15 protein-coding genes are annotated in these 14,779 nt (G+C 62.0%); 8 read left to right on the forward strand and 7 right to left on the reverse strand.

The features are described from left to right. Window positions 1-379: 379 nt before the first annotated feature. The 8 genes from C4K38_RS13995 (at window position 380) to C4K38_RS14025 (ending at window position 6,842) form a co-directional block, all read left to right on the forward strand. Entirely contained in the window at window positions 380-1,429 is a 1,050-nt protein-coding gene (locus C4K38_RS13995) for a WD40/YVTN/BNR-like repeat-containing protein (protein ID WP_053278882.1), read from the forward strand. Between the two features lie 47 nt (window positions 1,430-1,476). Further along, window positions 1,477-3,852 (forward strand): efflux RND transporter permease subunit, encoded by a 2,376-nt coding sequence (locus C4K38_RS14000; protein ID WP_025809183.1) that lies wholly within the window; start codon window positions 1,477-1,479, stop codon window positions 3,850-3,852. Window positions 3,853-4,128: 276 nt separating this feature from the next. Then, the gene (locus C4K38_RS14005) at window positions 4,129-4,422 is read left to right on the forward strand and encodes a DUF5629 family protein (RefSeq protein ID WP_016704661.1); all 294 of its coding nucleotides are present in this window, start codon (window positions 4,129-4,131) and stop codon (window positions 4,420-4,422) included. Then, the gene (locus C4K38_RS14010) at window positions 4,409-5,581 is read left to right on the forward strand and encodes a lactonase family protein (RefSeq protein ID WP_053278883.1); all 1,173 of its coding nucleotides are present in this window, start codon (window positions 4,409-4,411) and stop codon (window positions 5,579-5,581) included. Before C4K38_RS14005 ends, C4K38_RS14010 begins: the two co-directional genes overlap by 14 nt. Window positions 5,582-5,748: 167 nt before the next feature. Continuing rightward, the gene (locus C4K38_RS14015; protein WP_007923220.1) at window positions 5,749-5,928 is read left to right on the forward strand and encodes a hypothetical protein; all 180 of its coding nucleotides are present in this window, start codon (window positions 5,749-5,751) and stop codon (window positions 5,926-5,928) included. 212 nt (window positions 5,929-6,140) lie between these two features. Beyond that, entirely contained in the window at window positions 6,141-6,266 is a 126-nt protein-coding gene (locus C4K38_RS32720) for a hypothetical protein (protein WP_256577876.1), read from the forward strand. A gap of 115 nt (window positions 6,267-6,381) precedes the next feature. Continuing rightward, window positions 6,382-6,588 carry a hypothetical protein gene (locus tag C4K38_RS14020; protein ID WP_053278884.1) on the forward strand — a complete coding sequence of 69 codons (207 nt, stop codon included), beginning with the start codon at window positions 6,382-6,384 and terminating at the stop codon, window positions 6,586-6,588. Continuing rightward, window positions 6,585-6,842: a hypothetical protein gene (locus tag C4K38_RS14025; protein WP_053278885.1), complete on the forward strand. Its 258-nt coding sequence runs from the start codon at window positions 6,585-6,587 to the stop codon at window positions 6,840-6,842. Before C4K38_RS14020 ends, C4K38_RS14025 begins: the two co-directional genes overlap by 4 nt. Before the next feature lie 131 nt (window positions 6,843-6,973). Here the strand turns inward: C4K38_RS14025 and C4K38_RS14030 are convergent, their stop codons facing one another. The 7 genes from C4K38_RS14030 to C4K38_RS14060 all read right to left on the reverse strand — a co-directional run bounded on the left by C4K38_RS14030 (window position 6,974) and on the right by C4K38_RS14060 (window position 14,707). Continuing rightward, window positions 6,974-7,573 carry a glutathione S-transferase gene (locus C4K38_RS14030; protein ID WP_053278886.1) on the reverse strand — a complete coding sequence of 200 codons (600 nt, stop codon included), beginning with the start codon at window positions 7,571-7,573 and terminating at the stop codon, window positions 6,974-6,976. Beyond that, entirely contained in the window at window positions 7,570-11,211 is a 3,642-nt protein-coding gene (locus C4K38_RS14035) for an AAA family ATPase (protein ID WP_053278887.1), read from the reverse strand. Before C4K38_RS14035 ends, C4K38_RS14030 begins: the two co-directional genes overlap by 4 nt. Beyond that, window positions 11,208-12,452 (reverse strand): exonuclease SbcCD subunit D C-terminal domain-containing protein, encoded by a 1,245-nt coding sequence (locus C4K38_RS14040; RefSeq protein WP_053278888.1) that lies wholly within the window; start codon window positions 12,450-12,452, stop codon window positions 11,208-11,210. The genes C4K38_RS14035 and C4K38_RS14040 overlap by 4 nt, the downstream gene beginning before the upstream one ends. 200 nt (window positions 12,453-12,652) lie before the next feature. Continuing rightward, complete coding sequence (locus C4K38_RS14045) at window positions 12,653-13,135, reverse strand: GNAT family N-acetyltransferase (protein ID WP_053278889.1); 483 nt, start codon at window positions 13,133-13,135, stop codon at window positions 12,653-12,655. A gap of 99 nt (window positions 13,136-13,234) precedes the next feature. Continuing rightward, entirely contained in the window at window positions 13,235-13,450 is a 216-nt protein-coding gene (locus C4K38_RS14050) for a hypothetical protein (protein WP_053278890.1), read from the reverse strand. A 178-nt stretch (window positions 13,451-13,628) separates the two neighbouring features. Beyond that, complete coding sequence (locus C4K38_RS14055) at window positions 13,629-14,171, reverse strand: ATP-binding protein (RefSeq protein ID WP_081001495.1); 543 nt, start codon at window positions 14,169-14,171, stop codon at window positions 13,629-13,631. A gap of 113 nt (window positions 14,172-14,284) precedes the next feature. Further along, window positions 14,285-14,707: a hypothetical protein gene (locus C4K38_RS14060; RefSeq protein WP_053278891.1), complete on the reverse strand. Its 423-nt coding sequence runs from the start codon at window positions 14,705-14,707 to the stop codon at window positions 14,285-14,287. Window positions 14,708-14,779 lie beyond the last annotated feature (72 nt).

Raw genomic sequence — 14,779 nt, forward strand, 5'->3', positions numbered from 1 at the left:
TGGAGTCCGACTCGCAAACCCGTGCAGCTCATCATAGCCAAAGCCAGGGGGCGGGGCCCATGGCCTGAATCAGTCTTTGCGCGACTATTGGGTACAGGCTGATACCGGCGCTGAGTGGAATCCGCGGCGTTTGCGTTCCAGCCTCGGCTACTCTTCGTACGCCGGGCCAGTATCGACTGAGTATTCAGGCTCCAGGCCGGGTACGGTGGTTAACAAAAGATAACGTGGCGTCGATTGTCAGACGTTTCGAAAGCCCGATAGGATAGGTCAGCTTCCGAAGGGGCTCTAGATTGCAGGTTTCAGGACATTGTCCTAACCGCCCCGAACGGCGCCCTGTAAAGGTTGAACGACCTAACAATAATAAATGGGGGAGAGGTCTATGAGTGAGCCTGTCATGGGTGTGAGTTCCTGCCGCCCGCCGGCCTTGCGCAGATTTGCGTTGCTGGCTACAGCGCTCTCGCTGTTGGGGGTCGCCCTGTTGCCGGCCCCGGTCCAGGCCGCTGCGTCCGCGGCGGACACTGTCTATTCCACCGAATCGGCCAAGGCCAGCAAGGGCCTGATGCTCGATGTCGTGCATGCCGGTTCGCGCCTGGTCGCCGTCGGCGATCGCGGGCACATTCTCTATTCCGACGACCAGGGCCAGACCTGGACCCAGGCCAAGGTGCCGACCCGGCAGCTGCTGACCGCGGTGTATTTCGTCGACGCCCAGCACGGCTGGGCCGTCGGTCACGATGCCCAGGTGCTCGCCAGCGAAGACGGCGGCCTGACCTGGACCAAGCAATTCGAAGACCTCAAGCGCGAAGCGCCGCTGCTGGACGTGTGGTTCCAGGACACCAACAAGGGTTTTGCCGTGGGTGCCTACGGCGCGCTGCTGGCCACCACCGATGGCGGCAAGCACTGGGAAGACGCCAGCGACCGCCTGGACAACGAAGACCAGTACCACCTCAACGCCATCGCTGCGGTGAAGGACTCCGGCCTGTTCATCGTCGGCGAGCAGGGCAGCATGTTCCGCTCCGCCGACTGGGGGCAGACCTGGGAACGCCTCGAAGGCCCTTATGAGGGCTCGTTCTTCGGCGTGATCGGCACCGCCCAGCCCGCCACGCTGCTGGCTTACGGCCTGCGCGGCAACCTCTATCGCTCCACCGACTTCGGCAGCACCTGGGAACAGGTCGAGCTCAAGGCCGCTCGCGGCAGCCTGGAGTTCGGCCTTTCCGGCGCCACGCTGCTGGACGACGGTTCGTTGGTGATCGTCGGTAACGGCGGCAGCGTGGTGCGCAGCACCGACAACGGCTTGACCTTCAGCGTCTACAACCGTCCGGACCGGATCTCCCTGGCAGCGGTGACGGCAGCCGGCAATGGCAACCTGATTCTGGCGGGGCAGGGCGGTGTGCGCTCGACCTCGTCGAATGGCGCCGATCTCGGAAAATAATCAGGGCAAGCAAGCCGGGCCAATAATAAGAAGGCGGGAACACTTCCATGAGCAGTCATCAAACCGACAAGGCGACGTTTCTCGAGCGTCTGATTTTCAACAACCGCCCGGCAGTGATAGTGATCTGCCTGCTGGTCAGCGTGTTCCTGTTCTGGCAGGCCACGCTGATCAAGCCGTCCACCAGCTTCGAAAAAATGATCCCGCTCGAGCATCCCTTCATCGAGAAGATGATGGAGCATCGCAACGACCTGGCGAACCTGGGCAACACCGTGCGCATCTCGGTGGAGGCCAAGGACGGTGACATCTTCACCAAGGATTACATGGAGACGCTGCGGCAGATCCACGACGAGGTGTTCTACATCTCCGGCGTCGACCGCTCCGGCCTGAAGTCGCTGTGGAGCCCCAGCGTGCGCTGGACCGAGGTGACGGAGGAGGGCTTCGCCGGCGGCGAAGTGATCCCGCAGAGCTACAACGGCTCGGCCGACAGCCTCGACCTGCTGCGCAACAACGTGCTCAAGTCGGGCCAGGTCGGGCGCCTGGTGGCCAACGACTTCAAGTCGAGCATCGTCGACATTCCGCTGCTGGAGTCCTACCCGGACCCGGAAGACCAGGGCAAGCTGCTGGCCCTGGACTACCAGAAGTTCTCCCACCAGCTTGAAGAGAAGATCCGTGACAAGTTCGAGGCGCAGAACCCCAATGTGAAGATTCACATCGTCGGTTTCGCCAAGAAGGTCGGCGACCTGATCGATGGCCTGATCATGGTGGTGATGTTCTTCGGCGTCGCCTTCCTGATCACCCTGGTGCTGCTGTACTGGTTCACTTGGTGCATCCGCAGCACCATCGCCGTGCTCATCACCACCCTGGTGGCGGTGGTCTGGCAGCTGGGCCTGATGCATGCCGTGGGCTTTGGCCTCGACCCTTACTCGATGCTGGTGCCGTTCCTGATCTTCGCCATCGGCATTTCCCACGGCGTGCAGAAAATCAACGGTATCGCCCTGCAATCTAGCGGCGCCGACAACGCCCTGACCGCGGCCCGGCGCACCTTCCGCCAGCTGTTCCTGCCGGGCATGATCGCAATCCTCGCCGACGCCGTGGGCTTCATCACCCTGCTGATCATTGATATCGGGGTGATCCGTGAGCTGGCCATCGGTGCGTCCATCGGCGTGGCGGTGATCGTGTTCACCAACCTGATCCTGCTGCCGGTGGCGATTTCCTATGTCGGTATCAGCAAGCGGGCGATCGAGCGCAGCAAGAAGGACGCCACCCGCGAGCATCCGTTCTGGCGCCTGCTGTCGAACTTCGCCAGCCCGAAAGTCGCCCCGGTGTCGATCTTCCTGGCCCTGCTGGCCTTCGGTGGCGGCCTCTGGTACAGCCAGAACCTGAAGATCGGCGACCTCGACCAGGGCGCGCCGGAGCTGCGTCCGGACTCGCGCTACAACAAGGACAACAACTTCATCATCAACAACTACTCCACCAGTTCCGACGTGCTGGTGGTGATGGTCAAGACCGCTTCCGAAGGTTGCTCGCGCTACGAAGCCATGGCGCCGATCGACGAGCTGATGTGGAAGATGCAGAACACCGAGGGCGTGCAGTCGGCAATCTCCCTGGTGACCGTGTCCAAGCAGATGATCAAGGGCATGAACGAGGGCAACCTGAAATGGGAAACCCTGTCGCGCAACCCGGATGTGCTGAACAACTCCATCGCCCGCGCCGACGGCCTGTACAACAACAACTGCTCGCTGGCGCCGGTGCTGATCTTCCTCAACGACCACAAGGCCGAGACCCTCGACCGCGCGGTGCATGCGGTGCAGGAGTTCGCCAAGGAGAACAACAAGGACGGCCTGGAATTCCTGCTGGCAGCCGGTAACGCCGGGATCGAGGCGGCCACCAACGAGGTGATCAAGCGCTCGGAACTGACCATCCTGGTGCTGGTGTACATCTGCGTGGCGGTGATGTGCATGATCACCTTCCGCTCCTGGGCGGCGACCCTGTGCATCGTCCTGCCGCTGGTGCTGACCTCGGTGCTGGGCAACGCGCTGATGGCGTTCATGGGCATCGGCGTCAAGGTCGCGACCTTGCCGGTGGTGGCGCTCGGGGTGGGGATCGGCGTGGACTACGGGATCTACATCTACAGTCGCCTGGAAAGCTTCCTGCGTGCCGGCCTGCCGTTGCAGGAAGCCTACTACCAGACCCTGAAATCCACCGGCAAGGCAGTGCTGTTCACCGGCCTGTGCCTGGCCATCGGCGTCGCCACCTGGATCTTCTCGGCCATCAAGTTCCAGGCCGATATGGGCCTGATGCTGACCTTCATGCTCCTGTGGAACATGTTCGGCGCGCTGTGGCTGCTGCCGGCGCTGGCGCGGTTCCTGATCAAGCCGGAGAAACTGGCGGGGCAGAAGGGCAACTCGCTGTTCGCCCACTAAGCTTCGAGGCCTCAACCAAAACCGCGACCCAGGTCGCGGTTTTTTATTGCCCGCTAAGGCTCACCGGTCCCTGTAGCCGCTGCCGAGCCCGTGAGGCTGCGAGCGACCGGCACGGTCGCGGCGGTCTTCCGGGCCCAGGAGGACCTTGGGCCCTGGCGCAGGCTTCGCCAGCGGCTACAGGGTTTGCAGCAGCAGCGCGCGAACTTTGCAATGCCACTACAGCCGCGCCGCGCCGGACCCGCTATCATGGCCGCTTTCCATTGCTGACTGACTACCATGACTGCCGCTACAGACACTTTGCTGACTGCCCTCCAAGCCTGCGACATGCTGGAAATCGACGGGCTGCATGCCTTCGACTTCACCCTTGACGACCAGCAGCTGCTGATCGAATGCATGGACGGCCGCGCGGCCAAGCGCTGGAGTTTCAGCCTGGCCCAGGTCAACGCCGCGACCTTCGACGACACCCTGCAAAGCTGGACCATCGTCGGCGATTCCGGTGAGCACCGCCTGGTGTGCATGAGTGCTTTCAGTGCCCGTAACGATGAGGAGGATGAACATGAGGATGCGTAACTTCTGGCCACTGCTGATGGCTGGCAGTGTCGGCGCCATGGCCGTGCAGGCCGCGCCGGTCGAGACCCAGGAACTGCTGGTCGGTTCCTACACCCAGGGCCAGAGCGAAGGCGTCTACCGCCTCAAGTTCGACGGCCGCACCGGCAAGATCGAGGCCAAGCCGCTGCAGGTGGTCAAGAGCGCCAACCCGTCCTGGCTGACCCTGTCCAAGGACCAGAAGCAGCTGTTCGTGGTCAACGAGAACGGCCCGGGACAAACCGACCCGATCGGCCGGGTCAGCAGCTTCAGCATCGAAGCCAAGGGCCACAAGCTGAACCCTATCAACCAGGTGCAGAGCCTGGGCAACGAGCCGACGCATTCCAGCTTGAGCGGCGATGGCCGTTACCTGTTCGTCAGCAACTACTCGGTGGTCGCGGATCCGGGCGGCAGCCTCGCGGTGTTGCCGGTCGGTACCGATGGCAAGCTGTCGCCGGTGGTCCAGCTCAGCAGCCACCCGGGCAGTGGGGTCAACCCTGAGCGCCAGGTCTCGGCCCACGTGCATTCGGTGGTGTCGTCGCCGGACGGCCAGTTCGTGTTCGCCAGCGACCTGGGCGCGGACAAGATCTTCGTCTACCGCTACGACCCCAAGGCCAACGCCGAACATCCCCTGACCGCGGCCGAGCCGGCGTTCGTCGAGCTGCCGCCGGGTAGCGGCCCACGCCACCTGTTGTTCAGCGCCGATGGCAAGCACGCCTACCTGACCATGGAAATGAGCGCCCAGGTGGTGGTGTTCGACTACCAGGACGGCAAGCTGACCCAGAAGCAGATCCTCGACTTGACCAGCGGCGGCAAGGACAAGAAGGCGGCGGGCGCGCTGCATGCCTCCAAGGACGGCAAGTACCTGTACGTGAGCAACCGCGGCACGGCCAATCAGTTGCTGGTGTTCGCCATCGACGAAGCCACCGGCCAGCTCAAGGAGATCCAGCGGCGTTCGGTGGAGGGCGATCACCCTCGTGAGTTCAGCCTCGATCCGAGCAACAAGTACGTGCTGATCGGCAACCAGAAGAGCAACGAAATCGTGGTGATCGAGCGCGACGCCAAGACCGGTTTCCTCGGCAAGACCGTGCAGAAACTGCCGTTCGATTCACCCAGCGATATCAAATTCCTGGTGCGTCAATAGGCCGCAGGCCCCGGTTGACGGGGCCTGAGCCTTTCTATTAATGACGCTGATATCTGCTACTGCTGGAAAAAATTTCAACCCGCCAACCCTCGGGCGTAGTTTTGCTTCACGGCCCGGCGCATCAAGGCTTCCGGGCAAACAAGCCGACTGCATACGAGGGTTACCCAATGAACTTCAATCTCTTCTCCGTGATCGCCGCTTCCGCCATCTCCGCTACCGTGGCCCTGCCAGCCAGCGCCAACGTGGAAATCAGCGAGAAGAAATCCGCGACCAACACCTACACCCAGAAATACCTGCAACAGAGCGCCAACTTCTACGCCGCGCTGGATCACAAGATCCAACACTGAAACTCCCCGCATCGCCCAGGTATGCAGGAGCGAAGTCACTGGCTTCCCTGAATGGACTCGTTCATCCGGTGGATCAGCAGTGATGTCGCTCCTGCATTACCTGTATGCGACGTTTTCCCCCATGCCAGGCAAATTAGCTTGGTAATGTCACATCGCCATATGTTTAAATTTGACGCTAATTAATTGACTCCTCCTTTCCAAGGATCGACAGCATGGCGATGCGTCTGGCAGTGGTTCTTCTGTTCCTTTATTCCACCCCGATTCTCTCGGCTGCCCAGCCTGTCGAAGGCGAGCCGGAAACCTCCCGCGAGCGCATGCTGACCCTGCTCCAGGATTGATTGGCCGCGGATTTACGATCAATCCAACTGATGGTGACTATGCACCGAGGTTGTTTCTGCGGCGGGCGCTTTTAACGGATTCTGTGGGCACTGAAACATGCCCACGGAGACCACCATGGCCCACTCGATCCTCACCTCTGCCAAGCGCGGCGCCTATGTCGCCATTGGCCTGTACCTGGCCATGGTGCTCCTGGTCAGCCTCTCGGCCCAGACCCCGTCGACGGTGCAACCGCCGATCCAGGTCGCTTACCCGGCCATCCAGTTCGAACACCGCGCGCAAGCCGCCGAGCAGGCTGCGGATGCGGGAGTGGCACTGCTATGAAGGGACGCAGGTTCTGGGTCATTGCCATCCTGGCGTTCATGACCAATGGCGCCTCCTTGCTGGGGATAGGGCAGGGCTCGGCGGGTTCGCTGGCCCGGGCCATCGAATGCAATCACAACATTGCCCACAACATTGAAACCGCCAAGGCCCAGGGCCTGCTGGCCGGCAACCCGCCAGCCAAACCCAAGGCCGCGATCCTGGGCCCATTCAGCGTCGATTGCTCGGCGTTGCAGATGTGCAGTGTGCTGGCCTGAACGCAACACAGTCTTCTGTAGGAGCGAAGCTTGCTCGCGATAGCTGCGCAGCAGCGCTCTATCCATCGCATCGCGTTATCGTTGCGGATTTATCGCGAGCAAGCTTCGCTCCTACAGAACAGGTGTCAGGCTCAGGCCTTGGCCATGATTGCGACAAACAGCTCCGACTCGAGAAACCGCTGCAACCAGCGCTGCAGATTCAGATAAGGCGTCTGCGCAAACCACTGGCGATCGACATGGGCGAACTGCCGCACGAAAGGCGCCAGGGCCATGTCCGCCAGGCTCGGATGATCCGCCAGCAGGTAATCCTGCTGGCTCAACAGCTCATCCAGCTGGCGCAGAAACAGCTCTCCCTGGCCACGGTAATGCTCCATCGGCTGCTCGGGATAACGCTCGGCGTATTTGTAGCGATTGAGGTGCAACTTGAACACCTGGTCGTTTTCCGCGATCAGCGCTTCGATCCGTTGCTGCGCTGGCCCATCGTCCTTCAACAACCAATCCTGCGGATCGTGCTGGGCCAGGGCCCAGCGCATGATGTCCAGGCTTTCGTCGATCACCCGCCCGTCAACGCTGAGCACCGGCACCGTGCCCTTGGGCGACAGCGCCAGCATCTCGGCCGGCTTGGCCTTGAGGCTGACTTCGACTATCTCCAGCGGCACCCCGCTGTAGCGCAGCGCAAGGCGCGCACGCATGGCGTAGGGGCAGCGGCGGAACGAATACAAAGTATTCATTTCACTTCCAGGGTACTCAGGCCATTGCCCTGGCGCCGTACCTGGATCTGCACCGGAATCCGCTCGTGCATTTCCTGCACATGGGAAATCACCGCCACCTTGCGCCCCTGGGCCTGCAAGCCGTCGAGGGCATCCATCGCCAGTTGCAGGGATTCCGGATCGAGGCTGCCGAAACCTTCGTCGATAAACAGCGACTCGATCTTCAGCGTGCTGGAGGCCATGGACGCCAGGCCCAGGGCCAGCGCCAGGGACACCAGGAAGGTTTCGCCGCCGGACAGCGAATGCACCGAGCGCAGTTCATCGCCCATTTCCGTGTCCATCACCAGCAGGCCGAGCATGCTGCCGCCGCGCTTGAGGCGATAGCGCCGCACCAGCTGGCGCAGTTGCGCGTTGGCATGATGCACCAGCAGATCGAGGTTGTAGGCCTGGGCGATCTTGCGGAAGGTGTCGCCGCTGGCCGAGCCGATCAAGGCATTGAGCCGCGCCCAGCGTTGCCATTCGGCGTAGGCCTGGGCGATCTGCTCGCTCAGCGCCTGGTTGGCGTCCTGCCGGCGCTGGTCCTCGCTCTGCTGGGCGCGCAGTTCGGCGCTCAGCTGTTCGCTGGCGGCCAGTTGGTTGTGCAGTTCGCTCAGGGCGTTGGCCAGTTGTTCGGCGTCGAGTTGGCCGTCGTGCTGGGCCTGATGGCTGTGCAGGCGTTGCTCGCGTTCGGTGACCAGGACCCTGGCCTGTTCCACCGCCTTTTCACTGGCTTGCAGTTGCTGACGCAGCGCGGCGACCTGCTGGTCGTCGAGGCTGAGCAGCTGTTCCAGGCCGCCGTCGTCCAGTTCCGGGTGCTGCTGGCGCCAGTCGGCGATCCTGCTGCCCAGTTCCTGCTGTTCGGTTTCCAGGGCCAGCAGGCGTTCTTCCTTGCCCTGCAGTTCCGCGCCCAGCTGCACCAGCAGGCTGCGGACTTCCTGCAACTGCTGGTTGGCCAGCACATCGGCGGCGCGCGCCTGTTCCACGGCCTGTTCCAGATGCTGCTGCCACTGCTCGGCACTGGCGTGTTCGCCCAGCAGTTGCGCGAGCTTGTTGCGGGCGCCTTGCTGTTGTTCGGCCAGGGTGTTGAATTGCTCCTGGGCTGCTTGCAGTTGCTGCACGCGGGTCTGCTGGCGGTCCTGTTCCTTGTCCAGGGCCAGCTGGCGCTGTTGCTGCTCCTGTTGTTCGTCCTTCTGTTGGTCGAGCTGTGCCAGGCGCTGCATGACCTGCTGGTCGATCTGCATAAAGGTCGCGGCCGGGTCGCTGCGCAGGGCTTCGAGGGTATCGGCCGGCAGCAGGGTGGCGAACGCGGACAGCTCTTCCTCCAGGCGCTGGCGATCCGCGCCCAGCTGCTGTTGCTGCTGGGTCAGCTGTTGCGTGGCTTCCTGGCTGGCCTCGACCGCCGCTTGCAGTTGCTGTTGCAGGCGCCCGGCGTCCTTTTGCAGTTTCAGCAGGGCGCCTTGGCGCTGTTCGTCCTGCTGGATGCTCTGGTTCAGCTGGCTCAGTTGCTGGTTCAGCCAGGCATCGCGCTTGCTGGCGTCCTGGTCGAGCAGCGCCGCCGACAGCGGATGGGCTTCGATACTCGGCGCCAGGGCCTGCTGCTGGCTTGCCAGTTGTTCCTGTTGCTGGAGGAATTCCTTCTGCTGGGCGATCAGGCCGCCGACCTGGCTGCGCAGTTCGGCGAGTTTTTCCTTGAGTTCATCCACCGCCTTGCGCGCGTTGGCTTCTTCGCTTTCGTCGTGGCGACCCAGGCTCTGCAACAGCGCTTCGGGCTGATGGTAGGGATGCTCGTGGCTGCCGCAGACCGGGCAGGGCTGATCGTCCTGCAACTGCTCGCGCAGCTCTTCGACACTGGCGCTGCGCGCCAAGCGCTGGCGCTCCAGCAGTTGCTGGGTCACCGTCAGGGTCTGTTCGGCGATCGTCAGTTCGGCCTTGCTCTGTAAGCCGATCCGGTTCAGCTCTTCGCGCTGGCGTGCGGCGGTCTGCAGCTTGTCCGCCAGCTCCGCGCCGCGCTTGTCCAGCTCCTGCTGGCTGGCCCACAGCCGCGCCAGTTCTTCGAACGCGCGCTGTTGCTTACGGTTGTCCTGCAGCAGGTCGCTGAGGATCTGCAACTGTTCGGCCACCGCATGGGGCTCGGCGCCGGCTTCGCTGTACAGCACTTGCAGCTCATCGCGTTGCGCCGCCAGTTGTTGCGCGGCGCTGGCGGCCCGTTGTTGCAGGCCGGGCAGTTCTTCCTGGCCCTTGTTCAGCCGGTTGCCGGCGAGCATCAGCTGTTGCAGGCGATCGCGATAGGCATTCCAGGCATCGCTCAGCGGCGCCAGATGGGTGCTGTGTTCCAGCTGCTCGGCAATCCGCTGCAGGCGTTCGCCCACCAGGCGCTGCTGTTCGAGCATGGCCTGGATCGCCTGCTGGCCTTGCTCGCTGGCCTGTTGCAGTTTGTCCTGGAGTTCGCCGGCTTCGCCGCAGGTCTTGCCCAGGTGGGCGAGGGTGCTTTGCTCGGCAAAGGCCTCGCGCAGCAGCGGGGCACTGGAACTTTGTTGTTCCTGGGCGGCGAGCAGAGCGGCCTGGGCCGTACCCAGCTGCTGCTCCAGTTCGCCCTGGCGTTGTTGCTCCGCGCCTTGTTGCTGACGCTGTTGCCGGATCTGCTCGCGCAGCGGCGTCAGTTGCTGGTTCAGTTCCACCTGCCGGGCGAACTGATGGCGTTGCGGCGCCAGCTGCTCCAGGCGGGTCAGCCTGGTCCGCTCGCTGGCCAGACCTTCCCAGGCTATCTGCGCCTGTTGCAGTTGCTCGGCGGCGCTCTGATGCTGGTCCTGCAACTGCTGCAGTTCCATGAGCCAGGCGTGTTGCAGCTCCAGCTGCTTGAGTTGCGCCTGCTGGGCCTTGAGCTGCTGCTGGGCGGCATCGAAACGCTGGTCCAGCTCGGCGCGGGCCTCGGGCTCCAGCGGGGTGATGCCGCTGGCCTGGGCCTTGAGGGTCTTGTGCTGTTCCTCGGCGTCCTTGCTCTTGCTGTAGGCGCGCCGCCCGAGCTGGCTGTAGATCGAGGTGTTGGTGAGCTTTTCCAGCAGCTCGCTGCGTTCCTTGTCGTCAGCCTTGAGGAAGGCGCTGAACTCGCTCTGGGCCAGCATCACCGCGCGGGTGAACTGCTCGAAGTTGAGCCCCAGCTTGGCTTCGATCAATTGCTCGTAGTCGCGCTTCTGGCTGGCCAGCAGTTGATTGCTGTCCAGGTCGTGCAGGCTCTGCTTGCTGGCCTGCAGCTTGCCGTTGGCCTTGTCCCGGGCGCGGTTGGTTTCCCAGCGGGCGCGGTAGCGATGGCCGTCGATGCCGACGAAGTCGACCTCGGCGTAACCGCTGCCGGTGCCACGCCGCAGCAGGGTGCGCGGGTCGCTGGTGAGCATCTCGCTGTCCACCTCCGGCACCTTGGTTTCGCGACCGATATTGTTCAGCCGCGGTACCGCGCCGAACAGCGCCAGGCACAGCGCATCGAGCAGGGTGCTCTTGCCGGCGCCGGTGGGCCCGGTGATGGCGAACAGCCCGGCGCTGGCCAGGGGCTCGGCGCTGAAGTCGATTTCAAAGGGGCCGGCCAGGGAGGCCAGGTTCTTCAGGCGGATGGCGAGAATCTTCATGGCTGCTCCTCCTCGTGCTGCACTTCCTGGAGCAGTTGCGCGAAGTCCTTGAGGGTCTGTTCATCCACCTCGCTGCCGTAGCTGTCCAGCCAGGCGCGGCTGAACAGGTCCTGGGGGCTGAGCTGGTCCAGCTCCACCAGTTGCGCGGCGCCGTCGTCGCCCTCGCGGCCGCCGTTGCCGGCGTACTCGGCGGCAATCCGCACCAGGCGCACGGCCTTGCCGTCCAGGGCGCTTTCCACCTGCTGGCGCAGGTCCGGCTGCGGCTCGTCCAGGCGTACCCGCACTTCCAGCCAGGGCTGGCGCTGTTCTTCGGCCAGCAGGTCGATGTCCGGCAGTTCCGCCAGTTGCAGCAGGATCTCCGCCAGCGGCGCCGGGCCCAGGCGTTGCAGGTTGACCGCGCGCGGGATCAGCCGCGGCTCGACGCTGACCAGGGTTTCGCCGTCGAGCTGGATATCGAGGATCTGGTGCTGGTAGCCGATCTCGGAGAACGACAGCGGGATCGGCGAGCCGCTGTAGCGGATGCGCTCCTCGCCGTTGACCTTCTGCGGCTTATGCAGATGCCCCAGGGCCACGTAGCTGATGCTCGGGCCGAACAGGCTGGCGGGCAGGGCCTCGGCGTTGCCGATGATCAGGCTGCGCTCGGAGTCTTCCGACACCGAACCGCCGGCCATGTGCGCGTGGCTGATGGCGACCAGCGCCTGGCCCGGCTGGCGCTTGGCATTGGCCGCGGCGATCAGCCATTCATGCACCTGGCCGATACCCCGCAGGTAATCGTCCCCCAGGTGCGCGCCAGTGACCTCCGCCGGCCGCAGGAACGGCAGCGCCAGGCACCAACCGGCAATTGCACCGCTGGCATCGGGCAACGGCAACAACAGACGCTCGCTGTCCAACTGCCCATCGTCCAGCCACAACACCCGACCCAGGGCATGGGTGCGCAGACGCCGCATCAAGGGTGCCGGCAACTCGATACGCGAACCGGAGTCATGGTTGCCGGCAATCATCACAATGGTCAGGCCGGGCTGCTGTTCATGGGCGCTGACGATAAAGTCGTACAGCCGCTCCTGGGCTTTGACCGGAGGATTGACCGTGTCGAAGATATCGCCGGCGATCAGCAACACGTCAGGGCTGTGCAGCGCCAGCTGGCGCAACAGCCATTCAAGAAAGCAGGCATGCTCGAAATCGCGTTCCTGGCCATGGAGGTTCTGCCCCAGGTGCCAGTCGGAGGTGTGAAACAGACGCAAGGCAAACTCCGCAAACAATCAGGTGAGCCGCAGGGAAGAGGAGAGCGGCGTGAGGGGGGAGAGTTTAATGGTAAATCGGGTGTGGGGTTTGGTTGGATGGCGGTTGCGTTTAGCGGCAGGTTGCCGGTGTCTGGCTGGAACCTGCATAAAAGGCTGCTAGCACTCGCCCAACATTCTTTTTTACCAAGAGAGAATGCCCTCTACACGGACATTCCCATCTCCAGTGCCCGGGGCTCGAACCCCAACTCCGTGTACATACGGGTTGCACGCGCATTGAACGTCCACACCGCCAGCCTTATATCTTTGGCGTTGTGCTCGATTGCCCAGTCTTGAACGAGTTTTACAAGGGCTCGACCAATACCTTTCCCCCAGAATTGCTCGTCTACGCACACCGATCCGATACGAACGAAATCCAACGGTTGCATCAGCGGACCGGAGCTTGTCGACAGGCTGGCGGAAATGAAACCAGCGGCCTGGTGGCCGATATTCGCAATGAAAACAACCTGGGTCGGTTTCTCGAAAAAACTCATCCAGTGCGGGAGGTCGCGCGAAAAGTCCTGGGTGGCAGCGGTGTAAATATCGGGACGGGCAGCGTGATGAATCGCGTTGAGTAATTGTCCCAACTCACAAATGGTCAGTGCATCCTCTACGGTCGCCGTTCGGTACGTGATGGCTTGATCCATGATGGGCAATTCTCCTTGAGTGTTAGGTCATCACCGCTAAGGGTTGAAATCAGTACACCACGAATGGCTTCGACGCTGTCACTTCATAGCGCCTTACAGTCAACTGATTCGAAAAAGACGGGATATCGCGACCAGGGCTTTCTCACCGTCAGCCTCATAGAGGTTATATAAGGCTGTTTGATCGCTAAGGTGATGCAGGCGGAAATGGTTGTAGAAAGCTTGGCCTAGGCGTTGTTCTTTGAAGAGCCCTCGACTCCACAGGTCTAGAAACTCGTCAAAGACGGCGCTCTCGATTTCCAGCGATCTGCTATCCATGTGAGCCTCGATTGATGATGATCGCTGGCAAGATCCTATAAAGCTCATGATGGCTGTGCAAGACGCCCTCAGTTAAGCGTCCGCCTCTGGGTGGCCGATTGCGAAGGGTTGTAATCGACCCAAAGCGGACATCACTAAAGCCAGTTGAGCGTCGTGCCTCGGCCGTCCCGGTTTCGAGCTATTGCGATATTTGCGACAACGCATGAATGACATCCGCAGCCATATTTTCAGTACTGTTCATCCCGTCAATCCGTAGGGCCGGAGCCGTTTGCTCTGATATCCACGACTCGTGCCACGCTCGGTTGCGTCCTGAAAAGTTCGGATTGTCATACTGCGAGGCCCATTCCCGGAAGGCCACATGTATCTCATGCATGTCACCACCGAGTGCTATTCGATTTCCAAAACGCTCTTTTTCACGGGCGGCTAGCCGTTCAAGGCGAACGGGCGTTGGTGTCACAACGAACACAATCAGATCGGCATGGGTAATCAGCGCATCTCCCCAACCAATACACGAACCGGTCAGCACCCAATCTTCGTCACCGAGTGTTTGCTGGATCAATGACACGCGTTCACTGACAGGTCGCTTGGTTGTAAACGGAGGGTTCGTGGGCATCCAGTAAAAATCATCGACATCGACATGTCGTACACCGAGCAGAGTTACGAGGTTTTGACCCAAGGTGGTCACCCCCGCACACGAGGCACCTGTAATGTAAATCCGCAATTTTTCCTCCATGAATACACGTCGATTTCGAGGTCAGTAAGATATCCCATACCCGCCCGAGTCTCACTTTTTTCTGGACTGTAAATGACCGATTTTGGCCGAAAGCAGATACGTCAGCGAAGTGTCAATTTCCCATCGTCAGGCTTACCCGATACCGGGTAAATCCGCGCCAGCCATCTCAGGTACATCTTTTCAACCAGGCTCCCGCACCACAGCCAGGCGGGACCCAATCCGCGTTGATCATACTGTTCGAACAGTTCAAAACGCTCCATGCGCCACCCAGTAGTGCACAGCGCTGGGGAGTCGGGCAGGGCCAGCCGGGACAGCCTGGCATCGAGCTCTCGATAGGTCTGACCCGACTGAATAAGCCACCCCAACTCAGTCTGCTCGACATTGCAGAACAACAACTGGCAATCAGCCTTCAGCTCATGATCGAGAATCGAGTTCAGCCGCTCACGCAGGTGGGTGTCTGGCTGGAGGGGGCTGCCACTCAAATGAGTGACAAGTAGAAATCGGGCGCTGGAGGTGATGATCAAAATTCGTGGCCTGCCTCGACGGGGGAGAGCGGGGATTAGCTCACTCTCGGCCCGTGCTGAGGAAGGGGAAAA

The sequence above is a fragment of the Pseudomonas chlororaphis subsp. piscium genome (assembly GCF_003850345.1).
GTDB lineage: Bacteria > Pseudomonadota > Gammaproteobacteria > Pseudomonadales > Pseudomonadaceae > Aquipseudomonas > Aquipseudomonas piscium.